The organism is Mycolicibacterium vulneris, assembly GCF_002104765.1.
Taxonomy (GTDB): domain Bacteria; phylum Actinomycetota; class Actinomycetes; order Mycobacteriales; family Mycobacteriaceae; genus Mycobacterium; species Mycobacterium vulneris.
Genome location: NZ_NCXM01000001.1, coordinates 51,850 through 70,322, shown reverse-complemented (window position 1 = coordinate 70,322; position 18,473 = coordinate 51,850). Strand labels below are relative to the sequence as shown.

Below are 18,473 nucleotides of genomic sequence, written 5' to 3'. Positions count from 1 at the left end.
CGCTAGCTCGCTAGATGGAAGTTGCCGGACTGGCCGTAGACGGCGAGGGTGATCATCACGATCACGACCGCGGCGACCACCATCGAGGTGCGTACCGCCCGGCCCACCGCTTCACCGACTCCTGCCGGGCCACCGCTGGCGGTGTAGCCGTAATAGGTGTGCACCAGCATGACAACGATCGTGATCGCCACGGACTGAAAAAACGACCAGATCATGTCACGGGGATTGAGGAAAGTGTTGAAGTAGTGGTCATACACCCCCGAGCCCTGCCCATATATAGCCGTCGTACCCACCCGGGCGGCCAGAAAGGCCATCATCATCGCCACGCAATACAGGGGGATCACCACGATCACCCCGGCGGCGACTCGGGTGGATGCGAGGTAGCTGATGCTGCGGATACCGATCACCTCAAGCGCGTCGATTTCCTCATTGATCCGCATCGCCCCCATCTGCGCGGTGGCGCCAGCGCCGATGGTCGCCGACAGCGCGACCGAGGCGGTGCCCGGCACGATCAGCCGGACATTGAAGTAGGACGAGGCGAACCCGGTCAGGGCCTCGATACCGACCGAGGCCAATTGGTTGTAGCCCTGCACCGCCACGAGGGCGCCCGTAGTCATTGTGAGGAAGGCGACTATCACGACGGTCCCGCCGATCACCGCGAGTGCGGCTGCCCCCAAACCCATTTGGGCGATCAGCCGCAGCAGCTCGGTACGGTAGTGAACGAGCGCATCCGGGATCGCCGCTAACGTCCTGGCATAAAACCGCGTCTGGGTTCCGATCCGGTTCCACGCGCTGACCGTATTCTCGACGCCGCGCTGCAACCACGGGTGCAAGGTCGCGGGAGCGGCGCCTGCAGGAGCGGGAGCGGTGTATGTCATCGATTCACCTCATTGCACCGTGAATTGGACGCCGACGGCGGTGACGATGACGTTGATGGCGAATAACACCATGAAGGTGAACACCACGGTCTCGTTGACCGCATTGCCGACACCGGCTGGGCCTCCGCCCACCGAGATGCCCTTGTAGCAGGCAATGAGTCCTGCCGCCATCCCGAAGAGCGTTGCCTTGGCGAGGGACACCAGCACGTCGCCAGCGCCGGTCAGTGTGGTCAGACCCGTCACGAACGCACCGGCCGAGACGTGCTGGATATAAACGGTGAAAAAGAAGGCGCCCACAAGGCCCACCATGGTCACCGCCGATGACAGTGCTAATGCCACCGTGGTCGCGGCCAGCACACGTGGGATCACCAGCGCTTGGATAGGGTTGATGCCCATCACCCGCAGCGCATCAAGTTCCTCTCGGATGGTACGTGCTCCCAGGTCAGCACACATGGCGGTGGCACCTGCGCCTGAGACCACCAAAACGGTGACGATGGGGCCGATTTGGTTGACCGTGCCGATCGCGGCCCCGGTGCCTGAGAAATCCCCAGCGCCGATTTCGGTCAACAAGATGTTGAACGTGAAGGTCAACAGCACCGCATAGGGCAGCGTCATCATCACCGCTGGTACTACCGATACCCGTGCGACGAACCAGCTTTGAAACAGGTACTCCCGCCACGCGAACGGTGGCCTGAACATCAACACGAAGGTGTCCAGTGTCATGGCGAAAAAGCCGCCCGCCGCTCGGACGGGCTTGGTGGCCACAGCCAACGACGTCACGCTGTCCCCTTCCTGGTCCACTTCGACCGGGAGCCGCGCGCGGCGATCACCACGCCGTAATCCGTTCTGGCACAACCAACCCTCGACCGCATAGCCCCCCCGCCGTCGCGTTGGGCCCGATTGCCCGACATCGAAGGAACGGTAACGGCGCGATGGCTGTGATCGCGGCCACTAGAAGTGGGATATCGCTCCCCCTTCTGGGGCATTCACGCGAAGCGACAGACCGGCTTACGCTTGGCCGCAACTGCCTCGCGACGCCAGCAAAATCGCTCGCCGGACTGTTGATCTGTTAGGCGCACTCGGGATCAGACCCGACATTCGCATTGCCTGTCACAGGGTTCACGTAACCCTCCCTTGTGGTGCCGACCACACGTCCGGTCCACGGATCACTACGCGGCCACACAAGCGAGGCGTCAACGCGAGCACCAGACCCCCTCATGTCGAAAACAATGAATTGTTCTGCAGCCGCTATAACGTGACGCAGGACCTGTCAAGGGCCAGTTGTGGGCTAGGTCACGAAGACGAGGGATAGTGTGGAAAAGCCTCATGATGGGGCCGCAAATCCCGATTCACTATAGATGCAGCGAATTGCCTGGTCGCTTAGCGATACGATGTCATCCTGTACACACTTCGGAGGTGAACCATAACGGTCGATCCACTCCCGCGGCAGCCTGCCGTGCGAATCCGCGATCCTGAACGCAAGGCGCGGATCATGGATGCTGCCGCAGATCTGATTGCGCGCAACGGCTTTCACGCCGTTTCGATCGCCCAGATCGGGGCAGCGGCGGGCATTACCGGATCCGGGGTATATCGGCACTTCGTAAGCAAATCCGCGGTGTTGGTCGCACTGTTTGATCGCGTCATCGATGAGTTGCTGCGTGACGAGCAGGAAATCCTCGATACCATTAGCGATTTGGGTCAGGCGCTGGATCGTTTGATCGCCGGCCAAGTGGAATTCGTGGTCGGTGATCGCGAACTGGCGCAGGTCTACTACAACGAGATCAACAACCTGCCTGAGGAAGACCGCCGCCGACTGCGCCGCAAACAACGCCGCTATCTCGAGGAATGGGTGCACGTGGTCAATGAACTACGCTCCGACCTTACCGACAGTGAAGCCCGGACCGTAGTGCACGCCGTGATCGGCGCGATCCAATCACCGCTGTTTCACAACACCGGTCTGGCCGAGGACCGGTTGCGCGTCGTGCTGACCGAAGCTGCGCGCGCCGTCCTGGGCATCACCGCCTAGCCGAGCGCCCTGCTCTGTCGGCAGCAGCGACGCGGCCAAGCGCACGAGCACCACCGCGAAGGAGATGCTGAGCACTGTGGCCGCCGCGACCAACGCTGTAGAGGTGTTGTGAGCGTGTAGTGCAATGATCGTGGGCCAGCCCGCACCGAAGTTCGCTCCGAAGAAGGTGCAGGGAAAAACGACGAACAGTCCCACTAGCTGCCACCGGGAGGTCGCGTGCTCGCGAAGTCGGGCTGCGGCGACGGAAAAGCAGATCACCTGGGCAGCCTCCAGCACACCGATGACCAAGGGGTAGTTGACGATCCGCAGAACATGCGGACCCCAGTAACTGTAAGCGCCGCCGTTGATACCGAACATCTCGAATACACACGACATCACCAATTCGACTGCTGCCCAACAGAACAACTTGACTCGCGTGATGGCGCCGCTGTGCGCATCTCGGGCTATCAGGACCGCCGCACTCGCGTACAACACAACGTACCCGCTGTGCGTCCAGATCGGTTGAGGGATGTCGAAGGCCGTGAAGTGCGTCCACATCCGGGGGCCCGAATAGAAGTACAGCATCATCGCGATGTCATAGAGCGGCTCAGCAAACGCGCCGACCATCGCGGCCAACACCATCAACGCGTAGAACGGAGTGCGTTCCCGGACGCCCAAGCGCACCGTGAACCCAAGGATGACCGCGGTCAACGCCCAGCTAGCGTAGGTCAGGATGGCCTGGGTCGTCAGGTTCAAGTCATGATCGATCGGTGGCATAGGTCCGACAGTATGACGTGCCTCGTTCCGGCTGGGAGCCCACTCAGGGGGAATTTCCTCCCCCCTACGGACGACATTGCCGCAACCATTCAGCCTGCCGTGTCAAGGTGAACACCATGCATGTCGATGCCAACATCGGCGGTTCTGTGGATGGCACCGCCGGCGCGGACCTTGAGGTGCTGGCCTCGCAAGTGACGGCGGCCGAGCGCGTCGGCTTTGACGGCGTGTGGTCGACCGAAGTGAGCCGGGATCCGTTCTTGCCGTTGATGATCGCCGCCGACCGGTCCCGCACCCTGCGGCTGGGAACTGCGGTCGCGGTGGCATTCGCCCGCAGCCCGATGACGATGGCCACAGTGGCCAACGATCTCAATACATTCAGCCGAGGACGGTTCGTGTTGGGCCTGGGATCGCAGATCCAGGCACACATCCAACGGCGCTTCGGCATGCCCTGGTCAGGGCCCGCCGAGCGGATGCGCGAGTACATCGAAGCGCTACGAGCCATCTGGCAATGCTGGTACACCGGCGAAAAACTCGACTTTCGCGGCGCGCACTACCAGCACACCCTGATGACACCGATGTTTAGTCCACAACCCAATCAATTCGGGCCGCCCCGGGTCGTGGTGGCCGCCGTGGGTCCCCAGATGACAACGGTCGCCGCCGAAGTCGCCGACGGGCTGTTGGTACACGGCTTCACCACCGCCCGCTACCTGCGTGAGGTGACGATGCCGCTCATCGACACAGGTTTGAAGGCTAGTGGTCGCACCCGAGCGGAGTTCACGACGACCTACCCTGGGCTGGTCGCCACCGGCGAAGACGAAAAATCGCTGGTAGCGGCGATCCGGCGGGTACGCGACCAGATCGCCTTCTACGGCGCCACCCCGGCCTACCGGAAAGTGTTGGACTTGCACGGCTGGGGAGACCTCCACCTGGAGTTGCATCGGCTGTCTCGACGCGGGCAGTGGAAGGACATGGCGGCTCTTGTCGACGACGACGTCCTGCACACGATCGCCGTCGTCGGCGACCCGACCGAGGTCGGTGGCGATATCGCGCGGCGATTCGGTGGGTTGGTCGACAGGTTCACCCTCTACACGCCCTACCCACTCAGCGAGGCCACTGTCGCTGCTCTCGTCAGCGCCATCAAGGCAGCGTAGGCGGATTGGGGCAGAGGGCAGAGGGCAAATCAAACACCCGAGAGTGCCCCCTGAGCCTGGTGCTCATGACCGATAGTCGCGCCGCGCTATTTGGGTGCTTGTGGGGCGTCACGAAGCGATCTTTCGGGTTCGCCCGCAGAGAGCCCCACCGTGTTCGCCTTCGGCCGTGTTTATGGAAGGAACAGGTCGGGTCCCAGGGCAATCTGGGGATCGGTGCCCGGGCTGGCGGTGCGGGTGGGCCCTCCCTCGATGGGGCAATAGCTTTCCTCCTGGGGTTAGTCGATGTGGCGGTGGTGCGCCGATAGCGTCGGCGCTAGCCGTCCACTGCCGTGCGACAAGGAGCAGTCCTGTGGAAGCTATGGGTGTTGATCCCTCACCGGCTTGCCATGCCGACGATCGGGCAGAGGGCTAGCGATGTGGGGCTCGATGCCCGATGTCTTGGACCGGGTATGCACCTATTACCGAGACTCGGTGGCAATCATCGATGGCGACCGGTCCATCACGTACCGCGAGATGAACCAGTGGCGCAACCAGATCGCCCACGGGCTGATCGCCCTGGGCGTCGGCAAGGGCCAACGCGTCGGCTTGCTGATGCCCAACGTGTTGGAATTCATCCCGTGCCAACAGGCGATCTGGGCGACCGGGGCGGTCCTGGTCCAAATGGCCACCCGCGCCTCGATGAGTACGTGGACGTCGAATCTGAACTCGACTGACGCTTCCACGTTGATCTTTCATAAGAAGTTCGAAAGCGCTATCCCCGAGATCTGCCGTACGGCACCCAGCTTGCGCACGCTCATCCGAGTCGGAGGCGTCCCGACGGAGCAGGGAGTTGCGCAGGCCGCCGATTTCGCCGAGCTGGTCGATCACCAACCCCGCACCCGCCCGCCCGTCGACATCGACCCCCACGATGAAGCGTTCATCTTGTTCACCTCCGGGAGCACCGGTGAACCCAAGGGGGTGGTGAACTCCCATTACACCTGGGGGTATTACGGCATTTCGGCTGGCCTGGACATGGCCGACATCAGCTTCGGTGAGGTGTTCGCGCACGGGGCGCCGTTGACCCACTTTTCCCAGGCGTTTGTGATGCCTACGTTTGTGCGTGGCGGCACCAATGTCATGCTGCCCGCCCTGGATGTAGCCACGCTGCTGACCAATATCGAGCGTCACCGGGTGACCGCCACCGCGGTCGTGCCGACGATTATTTATCTACTCCTCGATGATCCCCACCGAACCGACTTCGATCTGTCCAGTCTGAAAACGATCGTCTACGCCGGCGGGCCGATTGCGCCGGAGCGGTTACGTGCCGCATTGGAGGCGTTCGGACCGATCTTCATCCAAACGTACGCGGGCACCGAGCAGGGCTTCGTATCGTGCCTGCGTAAACACGAGCACCGCGCCGACGACGCGACCTGGTTGGCGCGGTTGGCCTCGGCGGGGCGGCCATTGGTCAACGTCGGCATCGAGATTCTCGACGAGACTGGGCGCCGACTCGAGGTCGGCGAAGCGGGCGAGGTCTGCACGAGACAGCTGGGTCAAATGCAGTCCTATCTTGACCCTGCGCGCAACGCCGAGACGCTGCGCGAAGGCTGGATCCACACCGGCGACATCGCCCGCCTCGACGACGACGGCTTCCTCTACATCGTGGATCGCAAGCGCGACATGATCGTCACCGGCGGCTTCAACGTGTTCCCGCGACAGGTCGAGGACGTGTTGACGACCCATGCCGCGGTGGCGCAGGCGGCGGTGATTGGTGTGCCGCACGAGAAATGGGGCGAGGCGGTTCTGGCCGTCGTCGTGACCCGGTCCGGAGCCGTGATCGACGAACAACAGCTCATCGATCATGTGAAAGCCGAACTGGGCAGCGTATGCGCTCCCAAAACGGTAGTTTTCGTCGACGACATGCCGCTCAACGCCACCGGCAAAGTCGACAAGAAAAGTCTGCGCGAACCGTACTGGCAGGGCCGGTCGCGCCAAGTCGGATAAGCGAGAACTGATGTCCACGGACCTCTTTAGCGCCACAACGTCGACGACGCGGCGGCTTCGCATTGCCGTCGACCTCGACGGACTCGATATCGCAGACGGCGCCGCGCGCGGGTGGGTCGAGATCACCGCAGACCGCCCTCCCGGCGAAACGGTGCGGATCGCCGCACCTGACTTGCGCGCGGCAAGGCGCGAGACCGCGCGTCTCCGCGCCGAGGCTCACCAGGGCCGGCGCCGGACGGCCGGCGTGGCCGTGCTGGTCGACCTCGAAGCACTGACTGCCGAGCAGGCCGGCACCGCGCGTGCCCAAATGATGCGTCACGATGAAGCCCGCGGTGTTGTTCACCGGGGCGAGTCACTGCGGTACGTGGGCACGCCGGCCGGTCTGGCCGGGCTGATCGGCGACATTTACGCCGCCGACGTCGCCGACGGGGTCACACTGCGTCCGTTGTCGCTGGCGACGCTGGACTCGTTGTGTGCCACTGCGCCGCCCCTTCTGCGGCGTTTTGGCCTCACCCTGGACGCCCGCAGGCTGCAGGAGATCGGCGCAGGCCGTATCGAACGCGGCACCCCGGCGTGCGTTTCAACGCCGCGCCACGGGCGCGTGCGCAGCGCCTGTATCGCCTGAATACGTTGTCCAGCAAGGAGTTTCATGTCCGGTATCCCCAACAACACAGGGCGTGAAGGCGGGTTAGACACCTCGGCCTATCGAGCAACGCTGCGCCGCCATCCCGCCGGCGTAGCCATCATCACCCTGGCCTCGCCGAGTGGGCCGGTCGGATTCACCGCCACGTCGTTGGCCTCACTGTCACTTGACCCACCGCTGGTGAGCTTTAACATCACCAACACGTCGTCGAGCATCGCGGCGCTGCGCCAGGCCGACTCACTTCTCATCCACCTCCTTGCCGAGCATCAACTTGCTGTGGCGCAACGGTTTTCCCGCAGCGCCGAACTCAGGTTCGCCGACACCGCGCTGTGGACCACGCTGGACACTGGCGAACCTCTGCTGCACGGCACCGCCACCTGGCTCCGGGTCGAGCCGCGCCAACTCATCGACGCTGGCGACTCGACGTTGGTCATCGGTTTGGTTAGCGATGCGCACTGCGCCCCCGAGCAAGACGGCAAACCACCGGCACCGCTGATCTATCACAACGGCACCTATCTGCATACCAGGCCCGTTCCGCAGTGAACCAGCACGTTGCAGATCCCACGATGGCCCCGCTGGATGCCTTGATAGCGGGGTTGCGGGCCGGGCCCCGCGGCGCACGCGTCGGGGCATTTTTGATTTTGACGGCACCCTCGTCGCACCCGGAGCCGTGCTGCAATCCCACCGCCGCCACCGTCCCAAGCGCGACGCGGCCGCGACCGCGTTGAGGCCCCCCGTGGTCTGGAACGCTCTTCGCTCGACGAGGCCGGATTCATCCGACTGCTGGAAGCAGCCGTCAAGGACTGGGCTGGGCGCACCGAAGGCGACGTGCGCGCCTTGGGCGATGAATTGTTCACCCGCGATCTCCCCGGTGCGTTGTCCTACGGCTGTTGGCGATTGGTCCGCACGCATCAAAGCCTCGGGCACACGGTCGTCCTCATCACCTATGGGCCGGGAGCCGAAGCCGAGTCATTTGCGCGCGCCCTCGGCATCGCCCACCTGTTGTGCACTCGATTGAACGCCCACGACGGTGTGCTGACGGGTCGGGTCGCCGGCCGGCCGCTATGGCAACAAGGCAAACTCGCCGCAGTGCAGCAGTTCGCCCGGACCCACGGGGTCGATCTGGGCCTGAGCCACGTCTACGCCGATGGTGACGCCGATATCGTGGTGTTGAACGGCGTCGGGTCTCCGCATCCGGTCAACCCCGGCCCGCGGCTGGCCGCCTATGCGCGCGCCCACGGATGGCCGACCATCGAGTTGACTCGGCGCCGGGCTCGGGCGGTCTGCTGGTTTTGGTCCGCACGGTTGCGATGTTCACCAGCCTGCTGGTCGCCGGCGGCGCTGGCGTGGTCGCCGGAACGCTGCGGCGCAACCCGCGTTTCGGCGTTGACCTGGCCACCGCACTCTTCGGCCGGTTCGGTCCACGGCTGGGCAGCTTTCTTGCGGCCGTTCTCGGTGGTGTTCGCCGCTACCACGCCCAGCGCTCGACCCCTGTCCATGTCATCCCGTGCCCGGACCGTTGCTAACACGCATTGCCGCCGACATGACCGGCGCCATCGATATCCAGGCCTCCAATATGGGTGCTGTGGGGCGCGAACTGTACCTCGCCGGAGCCCGGGTGGTCGGCCTGTATCCGATGGGTCCCCGGCCGGCGGTGGCGGCCATGGTGACGATGCTGTCCTACGACGGAACATGCTGTGTCACCGTCAATGCCGACCCAGAGGCGATTTCTGAACCGACGCCTTCGCCGCTTGCCTCCGCGAGGGCTTCGATGAGGTGCTCGCCTTGGCGCATACCGTCTAACGGCCGCATCGAGACGATCCGACGCTGCAGCCGCGCCGGTGACCGGTGCGGCTGCTGTGTTAGCCGATCAGTGAGTCCGGTGGGGTGAAGCGGGCCCCGTACGTGGCGGCCAGTTCGCTGGCACGAGCCACGAACGCGTCCTTGCCCACGCCATGCGGGCCTCGGTAGCCGACAATGAACTGCGCACTGCCGCCGGTCCACGATGGGTAGCCAATGCCAGTGATCGAACCGATATTAGCGTCGGCGGTGGAGGCGAGTACCCCTTCGTCAAAACATTTTTGGGTCTCCAGTGCTTCGGCGAACAGCATCCGATCAATGATGTCTTGCAGCGGCAGCCGCACTGTCCCGGAGTTGAAGGTTTCCCGCAAGCCGGGCCATAGTCGGGCGCGGTTGCCATCCACGTACTCATAGAACCCGGCACCGCTGAGCCGCGACGGGCGTCCCCGTTCGATCATTGTCTCGATGACAGCCTCGCCGGGATGCGCGTGATAGGTGCCGCCGGCATCCTCAACAGCGGCGCGGGTGGCGATCGACACCTTATGTAGCAGTTCGAGGTTGAGCTCATCGAGCAGCTGCAGTGGAGGGGCAGGGTAGCCGGCCTGCGAACCTGCGTGCTCGATACTGGCGGGCTCCACACCCTCGCCGAGCATGGCCATCGCCTCATAGATGAAGGTCGTGATGACGCGGCTGGTGAAGAATCCGCGGCTGTCGTTCACCACGATCGGGGTCTTGCCGATCGCCAGCGTGTAGTCGAACACCCGGGCCAACGCCTCGTCAGAAGTCTTCTCGCCCTTGATGATTTCGACCAGCGGCATCTTGTCGACCGGCGAGAAGAAGTGGATCCCGATGAAATCCTCTTGGCGCTTCACACCGGTCGCCAGACCGGTGATCGGCAGCGTCGAGGTGTTCGATCCGAGCAGCGCGTCGGGCTCGACGATGTCCTCGATCTCCTGGAACACCTTGTGCTTGAGCTCCTGATTTTCGAACACGGCCTCGATGACAAAATCGACGCCCTGAAAATCTGCGGGATCCGCAGCCGGTGTGATGCGGTCCAGCAGCGCCTTGCTCTTCTCCTCGGTGGTCTTGCCACGCTGAAGCGCTTTGGCCTCAGGCTTTTCCGAGTACCCCTTGCCCTTCTCGGCGGCCTCGAGGCTGACGTCCTTGAGCACCACGTCGAAGCCGGCCTTAGCCGAGACGTAGGCGATGCCCGCGCCCATCATGCCCGCGCCCAGCACACCGATCTTGGTGGGCCGGGTGGCGGCGATGCCCTGGGTCGCGAGCCGCCACCTTTGATGTGCTGCAGATCAAAGAAGAACGCCTGAATCATGTTCTTGGCGACCTGGCCGGTGACCACTTCAGCGAAATAGCGGCTCTCGATGCGGCTCGCCGTGTCGAAGTCCACCTGCGCACCCTCGACTGCAGCGGCCAGGATGGCACGCAGCGCTGGACCTGGTGCGCCTTTGAGTTGCTTGCGCAGGCCCGAGCCCAACGACGGCAGGATCGACGCCAGGGCCGGGCTCGATGGGGTGCCACCGGGCATCGCGTATCCCTTGGTGTCCCACGGCTGAATGTGATAATCACGGTTGGCTTTGATCCACGCCTTGGCGGCGGGCACGAGCTCCTGCACCGCGTCGACCACCTCGTCAATCAGCCCGAGTTCACGGGCCTGAGCCGGGGTGAATCGGGTGCCCTGGCTCAGCACGGCTGTGAACGCCTGCCGGACCCCAAGCATCCGCACTGTCCGCGCGACCCCACCGCCGCCGGGTAGTAGACCGAGGGTGACTTCGGGCAGGCCGATCATCGAGCCTTTGACGTCAGCGGCGATGCGGTGATGACACGCTAACGCCAGCTCTAATCCACCGCCCAGGGCGGTGCCGTTGACAGCGGCGACGACCGGCCTGCCCAGTGTCTCGAGCGCTCGCAGATCCTTTTTCACAGCCTCGACGAGATCGAAGGCCGCCCTGGTGTCTTGCGGGCCCAGGGTGATCATCCATTTGAGGTCGCCACCGGCGAAGAAGGTCTTCTTGGCGCTGGTGATCACCACCCCAGTAATTGAATCCTTCTCCGCGGCAAGGTGTTCCACGGCATTATGCATGGACGCGGCGTAGTGCTCGTTCATCACATTGGCCGATCCGCCCGGGTCATCCAGGGTCAACGTGACGATCCCGTCGGAGTCAATGCTCCAGTCAATAGTGTTGTCTGCCACGCCGGTTCCTTAAACTCGTTCGATGATGGTGGCGATGCCCATGCCCCCGCCGATGCACAGTGTGATGAGTGCGCGCCGGGCATTGCGCCGCTCGAGCTCATCGACCATCGCTCCGGTGAGCATGGCGCCGGTGGCGCCCAGTGGGTGGCCCATCGCGATCGCGCCGCCATTGACGTTGAGTTTCTCGTCGGGGATGTCCAAATCGCGCTGGTATTTGAGCACCACCGAGGCGAACGCCTCGTTGAGCTCGAAAAGGTCGATATCGTTGAGCGTGAGACCGGCACGGTCGAGCACTCGCCGGGTGGCTGGCTGTGGTCCGGTGAGCATGATCGTGGCATCGGCGCCGCTGGTCGCGGTGGCCACGATGCGCGCCCGCGGCGTCAATCCCTGTGAGGTGCCGGCCTTTTCCGAACCGACGAGCAGCAAGGCGGCGCCGTCGACGATGCCGGAGCTGTTGCCACCGGTATGGACGTGGTTGATCGTCTCGACCCAGTGGTAGCGCTGCAGCGCCACGTCATCGAATCCGGCTTGTGCGCCGATCTTGTCGAACGCGGTCTTGAGTGTGCCTAGGCTCTCGACGGTGGTGCCAGGGCGCATATGCTCGTCGTGGTCGAGGATGACCAGTCCGTTTTGGTCGTACACCGGCACAATCGACTTGGCGAAGTAACCACTCGACCACGCGGCCGCGGCGCGCTGCTGGCTACGCAGGGCGTAGGCGTCCACGTCCTCGCGGGTGAAGCCCTCAAGGGTCGCAATCAGGTCGGCGCCGATGCCCTGCGGCGCGATGTGATGGTCGTAGGTGAAGGTGACGTCGTTGAACATGGCGCCACCATCGGACATCATCGGCACGCGGCTCATCGATTCGACACCGCCGGCCAGCACCAGATCATCCCATCCTGAGCGGACTTTCTGCGCGGCGATGTTGAGTGCCTCCAGACCCGAGCCGCAGAAGCGGTTGAGTTGCACACCGCCGGTGGTTTCGGGCAGCCCTGCGGCCAGTGCGGCGGTGCGGGCGATATCGCCACCCTGATCACCGACCGGGGTGACGACACCCAACACGATGTCGCTGATCAGAGTCGCATCGAGGTCGGGGCAGCGGCGGCGCACTTCGTCGACCAGCCCGACGACCAGGTTGAGCGGCTTGACCTCGGTCAACGACCCGTTTCGCTGTTTGCCGCGGGGAGTGCGGATCGCTTCATAGATGAAAGCTTCCTCGGACATTGGTCGCCCTTTCCCGGAGTAATGTGCCTGCACGTGCGGTGACGACGAGGGGTAATGGTCGTGGTATTGGTTGAAAATTGCACTGGCACTGGATGGTTCGTGTCCACAAGGTTTGCCGCCGTCGCGCTGGTCGTCGACGGCGGCAAACAATGAGTCCGATCTAGGCTCCGGATGCTGGTTCGGCTGCCTTGTTGAGCAGAAACTCTCCGATGTAGGTGCGGGTCTGGTCGGCGTTGAGTGGCTGGAACAGCGATGCCGCCGAGTCGCGGTACAACCGCTCGAAGATGGTGCCCTTCCGGAAGGACGAACCGCCTACCATGCTCATGGCGTGCCGGGACATATGCAGCACGTTGTCGGCGATGAAGGTCTTGGCCAGGCCCAGGTAAGGGAACCGCAGTTCCGGATCCCACAGTTTGTCTTTGCCGTCGAGCAGGTCCTGGCAGGTTTGGTGCAGGACGCGCCGCGAGAATTCCACCCGAGACGCCATGTCGCCGATGCCGTCGATGATGTGCCCGACGTTCTTGACCTCGGTGTCGGCGGCGACGATCGCACCGAACGTGGCCCCCAGGTGCTTCTTCGACAGCGTTTTGACGGATTCCTCGAGGATGCGCTGCTGCATGCCGTAGTAAATGCTGGCAAACATCAGCGAGGCCCATTCCAAGACGCCGAAAGCTCCTGTGCGCCAGGGTGAGACGAAACCGTCTTCGGGCACGAAGTAGCCGTCGAACACGATGGTTTGGGTGCCGGTGGCGTGCATGCCTAGTGCGTTCCAGGTCTTTTCAATGCGAATGCCGTCGCCTTGCAGGTTCTCGTCGAGTTTGAACTCACCGATGAAGAGTTTCTCTGCCGCGACGCGGCCTTCGAACGTGTCTGGCAGGTTGCCGTTGGCGTCGGTCTCGGTGGCATTGGTGGTGATGATGTCGGCTGCCTCACACAGAGTGCCCCAGGTTTTCTTACCGTAGAGCCGCCAGCCGCCGCCTTTCTGCGGGACCGCCTGCATGTCGGCCAGGCCGGAAAATCCGGCGCGCTGCTCGGAGAAGGGACCGAATATCAGTTCGCCGTCGGCGACGCGGCCCAGCCAATACTTGTTCTGTTCTTCGGTCATCAGGTTCCCGGTGATACCGACCATGATGTAGTGCATGTTGTAGGCCAGCGTGATCGCCGAGTCGCCCCGCGAGAGCTCCGAGACTACCTTGGACACCTGCAGGATGTTGCCCCCGGGCCCGCCGAACGCTTTGGGTACCGGCAAGCCGCCCAGTCCGGAATTCTTGAACACCTCGATCGAGGGGTAGGCGAAGGTGTTTTCCTGGTCGTATCGGGGGCCGATCTCGCGGAAAAACTGCGAGACTTCCTGCGCCTTAGCGAACCATGGCCCGAAGTCGTCATCGGTCAGGTCCTGTTGCAGCATCTCCGACTCCATTTCGTTCTCAGCGTTTGTCGTTCGCTTCTTTGTGGTGGAGCCGATGCTGCTCTGTGTTAACCCTGATGCGCACCCCTCACAGGGGGGAACTCGATCCAACGTCGGGGAGGACAACATGCAGTCGCGGCACCCGGATTCAGACGCTGCCGGGCGGCTGTCTCCCCCCGACGGACAATTCGTTTCCCCCTGTCGATAGTGGTTGCCCCAGCCGTGCCGCTAATAGCGTCGACGCAGCCGCGCACTACTCCAACGAGGAGACCATCCGTTATGAGCCACGCATTTGCCGTCAAATGGTTGAAGGCGTTTCGGGAAAGCGCCGAAGCAGTCGTCGCTCTCTATGCCGACGATTTCTTGTTCGAGGACCCCATCCTGGGTCAGTCCATCACGTCCAAAGACGAACTGCTACGGGTATTCGCCCCCTACGCCAACAAAGACACCGAAAACGGCATCGGCATCAACAACTTCCGCATCGATGAGGTCGTCGGCGACGACAAGGCCGCCATCTACCGCTGGACGTGGCAGGCCCCGAGCGCGGCGGCGTTCGTCGGCGTGCCCACCAACGGCAAGGTTCCCGGCGCCCGCGGCATCACCTTCCATATCTATGACGCCGACGGGCGTATCAAACGTGAGGAGAGTTTCTGGGACGCCGCCACCGCCGTCCGTGATCTCGGTCTGCCGGTGGACCCGGTTAGCGTCAGCAAGCCGGCGGCACTGGTCTAGAAAGGAGCGACATTATGAGCTTGGATACGCCACTTGCCACCGGCCATGCGCGTAGATGGGCGGAGGCACTGACCTCGGACACTGCTGTCGCAGTCGACCTCTACGCCGACGATCTCGTCTACGACGACCACGCCGACTCTGACCACATGATTGACACCGCCATCACCAAAGACGAGCTGTTGCCGCGGCTGGCTCCGTTTGCTAACAAGGACAGCACCAACGGTCTTGGGCTGCATACCTTTACTGCCTCTGAGGCGTTCGAGCTCGCCGGCGTGGGCGGCAACCCCGCTGTGGTCATCTTGTGGGACTGGACTGGCCAAGGGCTCGATACCTACCGAGGTGTGCCGACCCAGGGAAAGACGCTGCACACCAGGGGTATCACTTGGCACCAGCTCGATGCCGACGGCAAGGTCGAACGCGAAACCACCTACTGGAATGACACCCCGGTGCTGCAGGAACTCGGCCTGCCGATTGTGACTCCTGAGTACTGGGTTGAAGGATTCGACCCGTCGTCGCTGGCGAGATAGCTCCGTCGGGATCGTGCACCCTGATCGGTTCCGATGGCATGGGCTTTTCGTGAGCTACGAAGCGATTGCGAGGATTTCAACGCCGGTCGCGGCAGCTAGATCTTCGGGGTATCGGCACTGGCTGAGTATGCCCGCGGTCGCGACCGGTCGGCGCAGGGCGACATCGAAGGTGTCTCCTGCCCAACCACATACCAACTGATACGACGCCGCAGCAGAGGACCACCGATGACCCGCCATTATCTGATGTATATCGACGGACAGTGGATCGACACTGACGACCGCTACGAAATCCGCAGTCCTGCAAGCGAAGAGTTGGTGGCCACCGTCGCTAAAGGCGCCACCAGCCATGTGGATGCAGCCGTCGCGGCGGCCACGCACGCCTTTGAGGAAGGCAAGTGGCGGCACACACCGGTGGCCGAACGCGCCGCCGTGATCAACGAGGTGGCCCAGCGTTTCGGTGCGCGCACCGAGGAATTGGCCGCGCTGCAGTCTGCGGAGAACGGCGCAACCGTCCGCATCACGGGTGCCCTGCATGTCGGGCTTTCGGTGGCCCAGCTGCAATATGTGGCGGCCATCGCCCCGAGCTACCCGTGGGAGACCTCGGGTCCGCCCATTGAACCGGTTGCTGCTGAGGGCATCGTGGTCCGCGAGCCCTTGGGTGTGGTGGCAGCCATCGTGCCCTGGAACATTCCGCTGCTGACCGCGGTCTGGAAGATTGGGCCCGCCCTGGTGGCCGGGAACTCACTGATCCTTAAGCCCGACGAGCATGCACCGCTGCTGCTGCTGGAGTTGGCCCGCGAATTCGAGGCTGCGGGCCTGCCCCCCGGGGTGCTCAACGTCATTACCGGCGATGGTGACCCCGTCGGGGCGTATCTGTCCGGCCATGCAGGCGTCGCCAAGGTTGCCTTCACCGGATCGACTGCGGTCGGCAAGAGCATCTTGCGCCAGTCGGGCGACTCGATCCGTAGGGTGACGCTGGAACTGGGCGGCAAGGGCGCCAACGTCATTCTTGATGACGCCGATATCGACATGGCCGTCGACGGAGCCCTGTTTGCCTGCATGGCCAACAACGGCCAGGCCTGCGAGGCAGGCACTCGGCTACTGATTCCCGAGAGCCGCCGCGACGAGATCGTCGACAAGCTGATCGCTCGCGCAGCGACGCTGCGTGTCGGTGACCCTTTGGATCCGGCTACCCACATCGGTCCGATCATTTCCGCTGCCCAGCGCGATCGAATTCTCGAATATTTCCAGATCGCGGCGCAGGAAGGCGCCACGATTGCGGTGGGCGGGCGGGCACCGCAGGGCCCAGAGTTCGCCAAAGGCTATTGGATCGAGCCCACCATCCTTGTCGATGTCACCAACGACATGCGCATCGCGCGCGAAGAAGTGTTCGGGCCGGTGCTGGTCGTGCTGACCTACGACGGCCTCGACGAGGCAGTCGCAATCGCCAACGACACCAATTACGGTCTGTCCGCCGGGGTTTGGGGCAGCAACGAGGCGCGGGCATTAGAGGTGGCCCGCCGCCTGCAGGCTGGCATGGTCTGGATCAACAACTGGCATGTGATTCACCCGGCCTACCCTTTCGGCGGTGTCAAGCAAAGCGGACTGGGGCGTGAAGGCGGACCCCACGGCATCGACGAATACGTCGAGGAGAAGTTCATCGCCCTGGACCGCTCGGGGGGCATCGAAAACAAGGCCTTCGCCATCGTCATCGATCCGGCCGGATAGTGGCTCCGTTTCGATGTGCACGCCCGATGGCCACCGGATAGATATCGACCTCACTGACAGAGCACCGCTGCGACTCGGTATCGCTGACGGCCAGCACGTGTGGCTGCACACGCCTGGCGATCTGACGCGGGTGCGCGCCAGCGACCTGCGCCGGCTTGCGCGTGAAGTGGCCGCGGTGCGCGTCGAGTATCCGGGCCGCGACGTCGTGGCCGATATCCACGTCGTCATCGCGGACGAAGCCCAGGCGGCTCGCGCGGCGTTGGCTGAGGCGGGGAAGTCACCGCCCGTCGATACGCTGTTCTACGTCGGCACCGCTAGCGGCTTGGCAGGACTGGTGGCCGACTTGTATGCACTGGGTATCACCGACGGAGCCATGCTGATTCCGCTGCTCGGCAGCGGCGTCGTTGAGTTCCTGCGCCGCGAGGTGTTGCCTGAGCTACAGACCTTGTTGCCCGCTGGGCCGCGCAGCAGTCAGCCGCGCCCTGCCTGAAGGCAGCTCGGGACCGGCCCTCCGCGGTCTTGCCCACCCGGTGGGTGATTTAGCGTTCGCTGAGCGCCCAGGCGATGGCTTGAGCGCGGTTGACCGCACCGTATTTGCGAAGGATGTGTTTGACGTGCGATTTCACGGTGCCTTCGGTGATGACGAGTCGATCAGCAATCTCTTGGTTGCTAGCTCCGGTGACCATGAGGTCAAAGACCTCGGCTTCGCGTTCGCTGAGTTCGACGGCGGGTCGGCTCACCGGGCCTGATAAGGCCGTAGTCTTGCCGGCCGCGGTATCCGAGTGCCCACCGAACTGGGATACGTCTAAGCCCGCGCCGCACAGGTCGTCGATGCGGTCAACCGTACCGAAGAACAACTCACGCACGCTGTTGCGGTGGACTTGCAGCCGCTCCATCAAGACAGCCCGGTCGTAGATGTGCGTGAAGCCATCGGCGAAGGCCCACAACACGTCGCGGTCTGCTTCATCGACACGCCGCGGCAGCGGGTGATGATCGGTATGGAGGAATCCGATGACTTCTTCTCCGTGCACCAGAGGCGCCAGGACATAGGAACGTGACTGTCCCGCCTGAACGATCAGTGGCCGATAAACAGGGGCATCGGCGGTGTCGTACACCATTGAGGGGCGCCGCCGTGACACCAGTTCGGCTTCCGGGGCGGTCGCAGACAGCGGAACGCGCTGGTTGGCCCACTCGCTGAACCAGGATCGCGGCGCCGAGTTGTCATCGCGGTTGTGCAGGATCAACGGTTTCCAGCTGCGGTTCTCGAGCTTCGAGATGACTGCACGGTGAAAGCCGCAGCGCGCCACCAGTTCTTCGCAGGCGCCCTCCATTAGTGCCGTCGACGACGGCACGCCCCGCAGCCGACTGAGCCCGGCGGCGCAGTCGGCTAGCCGTCGGCTGCGCATCGCCG

Annotated in this window: 17 protein-coding genes and 2 pseudogenes; 12 read left to right on the top strand and 7 right to left on the bottom strand. The window is 63.6% G+C overall.

The features are described 5' to 3' along the window. Window positions 1-2: 2 nt before the first annotated feature. Together B8W69_RS00290 and B8W69_RS00285 are read right to left on the bottom strand one after the other, a co-directional pair. Window positions 3-878: an ABC transporter permease gene (locus B8W69_RS00290; protein WP_085287984.1), complete on the bottom strand. Its 876-nt coding sequence runs from the start codon at window positions 876-878 to the stop codon at window positions 3-5. A gap of 9 nt (window positions 879-887) precedes the next feature. Next, window positions 888-1,601: an MlaE family ABC transporter permease gene (locus B8W69_RS00285; RefSeq protein ID WP_110881804.1), complete on the bottom strand. Its 714-nt coding sequence runs from the start codon at window positions 1,599-1,601 to the stop codon at window positions 888-890. 769 nt (window positions 1,602-2,370) lie between these two features. Here B8W69_RS00285 and B8W69_RS00280 point away from each other — a divergent pair. Then, window positions 2,371-2,904, top strand: a complete 534-nt coding sequence (locus tag B8W69_RS00280) for a TetR/AcrR family transcriptional regulator (protein ID WP_085288306.1) — start codon at window positions 2,371-2,373, stop codon at window positions 2,902-2,904. Here the strand turns inward: B8W69_RS00280 and B8W69_RS00275 are convergent. Continuing rightward, window positions 2,812-3,660, bottom strand: a complete 849-nt coding sequence (locus B8W69_RS00275; protein WP_085287983.1) for a hypothetical protein — start codon at window positions 3,658-3,660, stop codon at window positions 2,812-2,814. The genes B8W69_RS00280 and B8W69_RS00275 overlap by 93 nt on opposite strands. Window positions 3,661-3,776: 116 nt before the next feature. On the opposite strand from B8W69_RS00275, the gene B8W69_RS00270 reads away from it, so the two are divergent. The 7 genes and pseudogenes from B8W69_RS00270 to B8W69_RS32070 all read left to right on the top strand — a co-directional run bounded on the left by B8W69_RS00270 (window position 3,777) and on the right by B8W69_RS32070 (window position 9,328). Next, complete coding sequence (locus B8W69_RS00270) at window positions 3,777-4,811, top strand: LLM class F420-dependent oxidoreductase (protein WP_085288305.1); 1,035 nt, start codon at window positions 3,777-3,779, stop codon at window positions 4,809-4,811. 414 nt (window positions 4,812-5,225) lie between these two features. Next, a complete protein-coding gene (locus B8W69_RS00265) occupies window positions 5,226-6,794 on the top strand; it encodes an AMP-binding protein (RefSeq protein ID WP_085287982.1) in 1,569 nt (522 codons plus the stop codon). A 10-nt stretch (window positions 6,795-6,804) separates the two neighbouring features. After that, window positions 6,805-7,419, top strand: coding sequence for a hypothetical protein (locus tag B8W69_RS00260; RefSeq protein ID WP_085287981.1), 615 nt, complete (start codon window positions 6,805-6,807; stop codon window positions 7,417-7,419). A gap of 24 nt (window positions 7,420-7,443) precedes the next feature. Continuing rightward, window positions 7,444-7,980: a flavin reductase family protein gene (locus B8W69_RS00255; RefSeq protein ID WP_085287980.1), complete on the top strand. Its 537-nt coding sequence runs from the start codon at window positions 7,444-7,446 to the stop codon at window positions 7,978-7,980. Between the two features lie 135 nt (window positions 7,981-8,115). After that, a pseudogene (locus tag B8W69_RS32075) lies at window positions 8,116-8,592 on the top strand (HAD family hydrolase); the annotation flags it as partial. Window positions 8,593-8,678: 86 nt separating this feature from the next. Further along, window positions 8,679-8,963: a hypothetical protein gene (locus B8W69_RS30220; RefSeq protein ID WP_133057946.1), complete on the top strand. Its 285-nt coding sequence runs from the start codon at window positions 8,679-8,681 to the stop codon at window positions 8,961-8,963. 17 nt (window positions 8,964-8,980) lie between these two features. Next, window positions 8,981-9,328 carry a WS/DGAT domain-containing protein gene (locus B8W69_RS32070; protein WP_220084532.1) on the top strand — a complete coding sequence of 116 codons (348 nt, stop codon included), beginning with the start codon at window positions 8,981-8,983 and terminating at the stop codon, window positions 9,326-9,328. Here B8W69_RS32070 and B8W69_RS00235 read toward each other — a convergent pair. The 3 genes and pseudogenes from B8W69_RS00235 to B8W69_RS00225 all read right to left on the bottom strand — a co-directional run bounded on the left by B8W69_RS00235 (window position 9,300) and on the right by B8W69_RS00225 (window position 14,075). Beyond that, window positions 9,300-11,446, bottom strand: a pseudogene (locus B8W69_RS00235) (3-hydroxyacyl-CoA dehydrogenase NAD-binding domain-containing protein). The gene B8W69_RS32070 and the pseudogene B8W69_RS00235 overlap by 29 nt on opposite strands. A gap of 9 nt (window positions 11,447-11,455) precedes the next feature. After that, window positions 11,456-12,667: an acetyl-CoA C-acetyltransferase gene (locus B8W69_RS00230; protein WP_085287978.1), complete on the bottom strand. Its 1,212-nt coding sequence runs from the start codon at window positions 12,665-12,667 to the stop codon at window positions 11,456-11,458. Between the two features lie 160 nt (window positions 12,668-12,827). After that, window positions 12,828-14,075, bottom strand: coding sequence for an acyl-CoA dehydrogenase family protein (locus tag B8W69_RS00225; protein ID WP_085288304.1), 1,248 nt, complete (start codon window positions 14,073-14,075; stop codon window positions 12,828-12,830). A gap of 279 nt (window positions 14,076-14,354) precedes the next feature. Here B8W69_RS00225 and B8W69_RS00220 point away from each other — a divergent pair, with 279 nt between their 5' ends. From B8W69_RS00220 to B8W69_RS00205, 4 genes are all read left to right on the top strand, one after another. Further along, entirely contained in the window at window positions 14,355-14,807 is a 453-nt protein-coding gene (locus tag B8W69_RS00220) for a nuclear transport factor 2 family protein (protein WP_085287977.1), read from the top strand. 14 nt (window positions 14,808-14,821) lie between these two features. Further along, window positions 14,822-15,334: a ketosteroid isomerase-related protein gene (locus B8W69_RS00215; protein WP_085287976.1), complete on the top strand. Its 513-nt coding sequence runs from the start codon at window positions 14,822-14,824 to the stop codon at window positions 15,332-15,334. A gap of 225 nt (window positions 15,335-15,559) precedes the next feature. Next, the gene (locus B8W69_RS00210; RefSeq protein WP_085287975.1) at window positions 15,560-17,062 is read left to right on the top strand and encodes an aldehyde dehydrogenase family protein; all 1,503 of its coding nucleotides are present in this window, start codon (window positions 15,560-15,562) and stop codon (window positions 17,060-17,062) included. Between the two features lie 13 nt (window positions 17,063-17,075). Next, window positions 17,076-17,552 carry a hypothetical protein gene (locus B8W69_RS00205; RefSeq protein WP_085287974.1) on the top strand — a complete coding sequence of 159 codons (477 nt, stop codon included), beginning with the start codon at window positions 17,076-17,078 and terminating at the stop codon, window positions 17,550-17,552. Window positions 17,553-17,601: 49 nt separating this feature from the next. On the opposite strand, the gene B8W69_RS31140 is transcribed toward B8W69_RS00205, so the two are convergent. After that, window positions 17,602-18,393, bottom strand: a complete 792-nt coding sequence (locus tag B8W69_RS31140; protein ID WP_281255193.1) for a helix-turn-helix transcriptional regulator — start codon at window positions 18,391-18,393, stop codon at window positions 17,602-17,604. Window positions 18,394-18,473: the final 80 nt, after the last annotated feature.

Coding starts and splice junctions, on each gene's coding strand:
- B8W69_RS30220 (WP_133057946.1), top strand. CDS start 8,679: ATGGCCGACCATCGAGTTGACTCGGCGCCGGGCTCGGGCGGTCTGCTG.
- B8W69_RS00260 (WP_085287981.1), top strand. CDS start 6,805: ATGTCCACGGACCTCTTTAGCGCCACAACGTCGACGACGCGGCGGCTT.
- B8W69_RS00230 (WP_085287978.1), bottom strand. CDS start 12,667: ATGTCCGAGGAAGCTTTCATCTATGAAGCGATCCGCACTCCCCGCGGC.
- B8W69_RS00265 (WP_085287982.1), top strand. CDS start 5,226: ATGTGGGGCTCGATGCCCGATGTCTTGGACCGGGTATGCACCTATTAC.
- B8W69_RS31140 (WP_281255193.1), bottom strand. CDS start 18,393: ATGGAGGGCGCCTGCGAAGAACTGGTGGCGCGCTGCGGCTTTCACCGT.
- B8W69_RS00225 (WP_085288304.1), bottom strand. CDS start 14,075: ATGCTGCAACAGGACCTGACCGATGACGACTTCGGGCCATGGTTCGCT.
- B8W69_RS00290 (WP_085287984.1), bottom strand. CDS start 878: ATGACATACACCGCTCCCGCTCCTGCAGGCGCCGCTCCCGCGACCTTG.
- B8W69_RS00275 (WP_085287983.1), bottom strand. CDS start 3,660: ATGCCACCGATCGATCATGACTTGAACCTGACGACCCAGGCCATCCTG.
- B8W69_RS00220 (WP_085287977.1), top strand. CDS start 14,355: ATGAGCCACGCATTTGCCGTCAAATGGTTGAAGGCGTTTCGGGAAAGC.
- B8W69_RS00280 (WP_085288306.1), top strand. CDS start 2,371: ATGGATGCTGCCGCAGATCTGATTGCGCGCAACGGCTTTCACGCCGTT.
- B8W69_RS00205 (WP_085287974.1), top strand. CDS start 17,076: ATGTGCACGCCCGATGGCCACCGGATAGATATCGACCTCACTGACAGA.
- B8W69_RS00270 (WP_085288305.1), top strand. CDS start 3,777: ATGCATGTCGATGCCAACATCGGCGGTTCTGTGGATGGCACCGCCGGC.
- B8W69_RS00255 (WP_085287980.1), top strand. CDS start 7,444: ATGTCCGGTATCCCCAACAACACAGGGCGTGAAGGCGGGTTAGACACC.
- B8W69_RS00215 (WP_085287976.1), top strand. CDS start 14,822: ATGAGCTTGGATACGCCACTTGCCACCGGCCATGCGCGTAGATGGGCG.
- B8W69_RS00210 (WP_085287975.1), top strand. CDS start 15,560: ATGACCCGCCATTATCTGATGTATATCGACGGACAGTGGATCGACACT.
- B8W69_RS32070 (WP_220084532.1), top strand. CDS start 8,981: ATGACCGGCGCCATCGATATCCAGGCCTCCAATATGGGTGCTGTGGGG.
- B8W69_RS00285 (WP_110881804.1), bottom strand. CDS start 1,601: ATGACACTGGACACCTTCGTGTTGATGTTCAGGCCACCGTTCGCGTGG.